Source organism: Boseongicola sp., from assembly GCF_057460485.1.
Genome location: NZ_JBVCWP010000229.1, coordinates 1 through 6,210, shown reverse-complemented (window position 1 = coordinate 6,210; position 6,210 = coordinate 1). Strand labels below are relative to the sequence as shown.

Annotated in this window: 5 protein-coding genes; 2 read left to right on the top strand and 3 right to left on the bottom strand. The window is 55.1% G+C overall.

The features are described from left to right. Positions 1 to 1,613 (bottom strand): AMP-binding protein (locus tag AC221Y_RS18710; protein WP_486708013.1); only part of this gene is annotated, 1,613 nt, incomplete at its 3' end. Next, positions 1,606 to 2,913, bottom strand: a complete 1,308-nt coding sequence (locus AC221Y_RS18705) for an MFS transporter (protein WP_486708014.1) — start codon at positions 2,911 to 2,913, stop codon at positions 1,606 to 1,608. The genes AC221Y_RS18710 and AC221Y_RS18705, both read right to left, overlap by 8 nt. Positions 2,914 to 3,751: 838 nt before the next feature. Here AC221Y_RS18705 and AC221Y_RS18700 point away from each other — a divergent pair. Beyond that, positions 3,752 to 4,624 carry a DUF2189 domain-containing protein gene (locus AC221Y_RS18700; RefSeq protein WP_486708012.1) on the top strand — a complete coding sequence of 291 codons (873 nt, stop codon included), beginning with the start codon at positions 3,752 to 3,754 and terminating at the stop codon, positions 4,622 to 4,624. Between the two features lie 106 nt (positions 4,625 to 4,730). Here AC221Y_RS18700 and AC221Y_RS18695 read toward each other — a convergent pair whose 3' ends face one another. Further along, a complete protein-coding gene (locus AC221Y_RS18695; RefSeq protein WP_486708011.1) occupies positions 4,731 to 5,474 on the bottom strand; it encodes an endonuclease/exonuclease/phosphatase family protein in 744 nt (247 codons plus the stop codon). A 159-nt stretch (positions 5,475 to 5,633) separates the two neighbouring features. Between AC221Y_RS18695 and AC221Y_RS18690 the strand changes: the two genes are divergently transcribed. Continuing rightward, the coding region (locus tag AC221Y_RS18690) for a DUF2238 domain-containing protein (RefSeq protein ID WP_486708010.1) at positions 5,634 to 6,210 on the top strand (577 nt) is incomplete at its 3' end.

Genomic DNA, 6,210 nt, shown 5'->3' with positions numbered 1-6,210 from the left:
CCCGGCCTGTTATGCATTGGCGTGTTGGCCGCCAGGGCGGGCGAGGTTTCTGTGGCTCCATAGGCCTCGAAAATGCGTACGCCGTATTTTTCTGACCACAGCCTGCGGGTTTCATCCTTCAGCTTTTCGGCGCCTGCAAATACATAGCGGACGGAATAAAAATCATAGGCGTTGGCGAAGCGGGCATAGCCCGACAGGAACGTATCCGTCCCGAACATGATTGTCGCATTCGCCGCGTAAACAAGCTCCGGCACGATCCGGTAGTGCAGGGGCGACGGATAGAAAAAGGTCCGGATACCGGACAATAGCGGCAGCAGGGTTCCGCCCGTCAGGCCGAAAGAATGGAAGATCGGCAACGCGTTGAACACGATATCCGTTGGGCCGAAATCGATGCGCGAGGCCAGTTGGAAACGGTTCGCCTGAATATTGACATGCGACAGCACCACACCCTTCGGCGTGCCCTCTGAACCCGAAGTGAACAGGACGACCGCCGCGTCGTCGGGTTGTCTGCTGCTGACCCGCCGATAGGTCATTTCCGGAAAGTATCCGGCGACCAATCCCCTGAGCTTGTCCAGCAAGCCCACCGTCGAGGTTAAATCCTCGAGATAGGTCACCTTGACGCCGGCCTTTTCAACGGCCTCCACCAAGTCGTGCAGTTTGCCAGCTTCGACGAATTGTCTCGAAGTGTAGACGGCTTTTATATCGGCGGTCTTGCAGGCAGACAGCAGGTTTTGCGCCCCGGTGGAAAAATTCAGCATCGCCGGAACGCGACCGTAGGCCTGAATGGCCATCAGCGTCACGATTGAACTGACCATGTTCGGCAGCATTACGCCGACATATTCGCCCTGTTCCGTTTCCTCTGAAATTTTGGCCCCCAGCACGAAACTGCGGGTCAGAAGCTGGCCGTAGTTCATCGGCTTACGCGTCGGATCCTCGGCAATGACATGCTTGCGGCCGTGAACATGGGACTGGTCGATGACGGACCGGAACAGGGTTTTGTTGAGGTCGGAACTGTCGAACAGCATCTCGCTCATCAGATCGTACAGCTTTGCGCCTGCCATATGGCGGCGTCGGCGTCCCTTGATGTCTTCGGGGATGTTGAAGTTGCGCGGAGGTAGAAATGTCATGGTTATTTTCGGGAACCATCGGGTGCGGACCTTGCCTTTCAACCGTGAAAGAGGCGTGTATTGAGCCCCGTCGATGCGGATCGGCAGAATCATGGCCCCAGCCTTGTCTGCGATCATCCCCGGCCCCTCATAGACCTTCATCAGTGATCCCGTGACGGTAATGCGCCCCTCGGGAAAAATCACGCAGCTTTCGTCCTTGCGGATTTCATTGATTATGGACTTGGTGGCCATCGGGTTAGTCGGATCGAGCGGAAACGCCTTCACCAGACTCAGGAACGGCTTGAAATACCAGCGCTGCGCGATGTGGCTGTCGACCGCGAACATCGGTTTTTCGGGCAAAAACACCGCAATCAGAGTTGCGTCCAGAAAAGACAGGTGATTGGCGACGACCAAAACGCGCGGCCCCGCCTTTTCGTAGTTTTCGGCGTCTTTTACCTCGATCCTGTAGAGTTTTGTAAGAAGCCATTTGAGGATTGATTTAAGCAATATTGAGCCTCCGCCGCACGATACCCCGCACCAGGAAAAAGACCGGGATATTTAACACCCCAACGGCGAGAAGAATTTGAATCGATGTAAAGTTTAGAGAAAAGAGCAACAGTGCGACAACGCTTGCCAAGACCATGAAGAGGGCATTTATCACGTTGGCTGCGGCAATGATCCGCGCCAGATACTTGTCATCGCTGCGGTGCTGCATAATCGTGTAGAGAGGCACGATATAGATGCCGGCACAGATCGACAGCGACAGCAGAGCGCCGAGAATGCCCCAACTGGCCAGGCTAACAGAAAAGAATTCCGTAAGACCCAATATCCGGTCCTGATAGTTCAGTACCTGCTCCAGATACACCATGCGGTCGGCGCTGTACTGCATGGACGCAGCGACGAAAACCGCGATAGCGACGGTCATTCCGATGGAGCCATATGGGACCAGACGACCGTTGATCTCGCCCTTCAGAAGCTTGTTGCACCAGACCGATCCGATGCCGATACCGACGGAAAAGATCGTCAGGAACAGGGTCACGATATGGTTGTTGCCGCCGATGGTTTCCTTGGTGAAGATCGGAAACTGGGTCAGGAAGGTCGCGCCGACAAACCAGAACCAGGAAATACCGATGATGGACAGCCACACCGTGCGCTCCTCTCGGGCGTAGCCGATGATTTTCCAGGTTTCCCGAAAGATGTTCCAGCCGATTTTCAGCTTAGGGTCGCCGACGGGTGCCAGGGGAATGGAGCGGCTGCTGATCCATCCGACCAGTGCAAACCCGACGAGCGCCAGCGACAGCATTTCGATGCCGTAGGTCGTGCTTATTATCAGGCCGCCGAAGATCGTGCCGAACAGGATCGACAGAAAGGTGCCGCCTTCGATCAGGCCGTTGCCGCCGATCAGTTCGTCATCGTTAAGGTGTTCCGGCAAGAGGCTGTATTTTATAGGGCCAAAGAACGTCGACTGGACCCCCATCATGAACAAAACGAGCAGCAGGCCATAAATGCTGCCGATGAAGAATCCGGCTGACACCGCCAGCATCAGGATCACTTCGAAGAACTTGATCTTCCGCGTGAAGCGGGACCTCTCGTATTTGTCGGCAAACTGTCCGGCGGTGGCCGAAAACAGAAAGAAAGGCAGTATGAACAGGCCCGCGGCAAGCGTCACCATCATCGGCGCATCTATCCCGCTGTCGGTGGCGACGTCATATGTAAACCAGATAAGGAAGGCGTTCTTGAAGGCATTGTCGTTGAAAGCGCCGAAGAACTGGGTGACAAAAAGCGGCAGAAACCGCTTTGAGCGCATCAGATGCATGTGATCCCGCATTGTGTTCCCGTTCCTATCTTTTTTGTCCGAACCGGATTTACCAAGACCTGATCAGGAAGCAGGTGTGACGATCCCGTTTGTGCGGAACCCGCGCCGTGACCGCATAAAACTTGCGATCACCGACAGCAGCTATCAACAATGCCCCTTCGCTGATTTGCGGTTCTCAACCAGCGAATGTCAAAATCGTTAATGGAATTTTACACACAGGTCTATCCTGCTGTCTGCATTCCGGGTCGCAAGTGACATAATTCGTTGGGAATTGAATCCGCAACTTATTCTCGCCGGGGCCGCGGCTCCGCCAAGCGCCTGACATTCAGTTGCTCAATGCAACCTTGCGCTGGGTGGACAAAACCACGTCACCCTTCATCGGGATCGGGACAAGCAGTGTCATGGTGTAGGAAAGCTCGATTGCGCGATAGGGGATGCCCCCCGGGACTTCAAGTAAAATAGTAAAATAATGCCCGATTGCGGCTAACTGTTTGCCGTTGATCTCCCCGAAAATCTCCTAACACCCCATAGGGATGTAAATAGGCAAATTGTTGAGATTTCACTAATCCTCCGGGTGCGTTCGGCATTACTTTCAAAATTCACTGGATTGAATTTTGCCCTTGGGCGGTTCCCTGCCATCTGGCACTTGCAACGCGAAATTCGGCATGATGGCGTTCGCGTGGAATGCAAATTGCTGTGAACCTTTTGCTGCCGACAAGACAAATGGGCGTTTTTCTGATATACTTTATAAACAATTTGATATCCTTGGGCCTCTGAGCGTTCCGAGTGATACGAGGCCCATCCAACGCCAGAGCGAGCGGAGGGCACCATGGCCAAGACAATAGGTAACCCCCTGTCGTGGGCTGCGCATGTATTCGGGCGCGGGTCACATTACGTTGAAACAGGCACCAGGGAAATCGGCGCGCAGGACACGGCGCCGATCGAGGTCAGGGATTTGCATATTTCCGATCTCCGCATTGCCCTGAAGAAAGGGGTGGAAGACTTCGCGGCATTCCGAACGGATGTTATGTTTATAGTCGTCATCTATCCGATAATCGGGCTGCTGCTGACATGGTTTGCCTTTCACCGGGACCTCTTGCCGCTTCTCTTTCCCCTTGTCGCAGGGTTCGCGCTGTTGGGTCCGTTCGCGGCCGTCGGTTTGTACGAGATGAGCCGCCGCAGAGAGCAGGGCCGGAAAGCCGGTTGGGGCGACGCATTCGCTGTGATCGAGTCTCCGTCGTTTGTTCCTATCCTGATTTTGGGGGGATACCTGCTGGCTATCTTTGCTGTCTGGATGCTGACCGCTTATCTGATTTATGGCCTGACGCTCGGTCCGGAGCCGCCGGTCAGCGCAGCGGCCTTCATTAGGGAAATCTTTACGACGGGCGCGGGCTGGACAATGTTGATAGCCGGCGTGGCCGCGGGCTTCGTCTTTGCGGCCGTCGTGCTTGCGATCAGTTTCGTGTCTTTCCCGCTGCTGCTGGATCGTCACGTGGGTGTTCCGAAAGCCGTGATTGCATCTGTGGATATTGCCATGAAGAGCCCCGTGGCCGTTGCCGCCTGGGGTGCGATAGTCGCAGCCTTGCTCGCGGTGGGCGTAATCACGTTGTTCCTCGGATTGATCATCGTGCTGCCGGTTCTGGGCCACGCGTCTTGGCATTTGTATAGGCGCGCCGTGGTCCGCGCAGAGAAGACGGGCTAGAACCAATCTGCAGCGATGTAGTCTATTTATTGGTAGCAGATGATTTCGTTCCGGCCTCCGTTTCGCCACGGCCGAAAGTGCCTTTGCCTATCATTCCCGGCGGCCCCTAACCCAGTATGGGGATTGGTCCCGTGCCGCCTTCCGGTGCGATTTGGGCAGCCGGAGATGCCCCGAGTTCGGCCCAGATCGGCAGGTGATCGGATGCGCGCCGCGCGCGGCTATTGTCTATAACGCCTGCATCCTTGACATTCAGGTCTGTGGAAAGGGCGAAACGGTCCAGCTTTGCGATTGGCCGTGCCGCGTGAAAGCTGTTCCCAGGGGCCAGGATATTGAAATTCCCGGCCAGCCCTTCGAGGCCTTTGGTGTCGGACCACTCGTTGAAATCGCCTGTGATGACTGTCGGGCGGTTGGGTCTGTTTGCGATCGCATCCTGAATATAGGCAATCTGGCGTATCCGGTTCTTGCGAAGCAGTCCCAGATGCACAGTGACCAACCGGACCGAAAGTCCGTTTTTCAGGTTGATGTCGGCAATAATCGCCCCGCGCGGCTCCAGCCCGGGCAGATCGAGGCATTCCACATCTCCGAAACTTGCATCCGGCTTAATCAACAGGGCATTGCCGTGCCATCCGAGACTGGGGCCAGCGCGTCCGATATCAAGCGGCTGCAAGCCGGTTTGACGCTCGATTTGGTCCACAGGCAGCGAAGAAGGCCTGCGCCCGAGCCTTTTATCGGCTTCCTGCAGGGCAATGATATCCATGGAGAGATCGCCCAGAACAGACAGAACCCTTTGAGGGTTCCTTCTGCGGTCCAGTCCGATGCATTTCCGTATATTGTAGCTCGCTATTTTCACTTCGGTCTTTGTGTCTGGTAACTTTCAACATACATAGTGACGAAACGCCGTAATTCCATATCCCCGTGTCGTGAATCCGTTTAGGAACAGCGGTTGGCTGAGAGATGGAATTGAAAGCGTATTGTAATAAGGGTGCCACCAGCAAACAGGAAGCGGAACTTGCAATTTTCTCTGGCAAACAAGGGTCTGGCAACATACGCGGTCTGGATCGTTCTGTTAAGCGCGACGGTCACAGGCCTTGTCAGTTCGAACTGGTCTTTGGCGGCAGTGGGTCTGGTGACGTTTCTGTTGACCTTGTTTCCTGTATTCTTCAGCAACAGATTTGCGGTAAAGCTGCCCGTCAGCTTCGTATCTCTGATCGTAGTCTTTATCTTTGCCACGGTTTTTCTGGGCGAAGCATTTGATTTTTATGAGCAATACTGGTGGTGGGATGTCCTGCTGCATGGCGGCTCCGCGGTTGGTTTCGGCCTGTTCAGTTTCCTGTTGGTTTTCATGCTGTTCCAAGGTGACCGGTATTCGGCGCCGCCCGTGGCGCTGGCGTTTATAACGTTCAGCTGTGCCGTGGCGGTGGGCGTCACATGGGAAATTTTCGAATTTGCGGCAGACCAGCTGTTCGGCCTTAATATGCAGAAGTCCGGGCTTTTGGACACGATGTGGGATCTGATCGTCGACTGCGTTGGCGGTTCGATAGCCGCCCTCGCAGGGTTTCTGTATCTGAAAGAGAAGGAATTGGGTG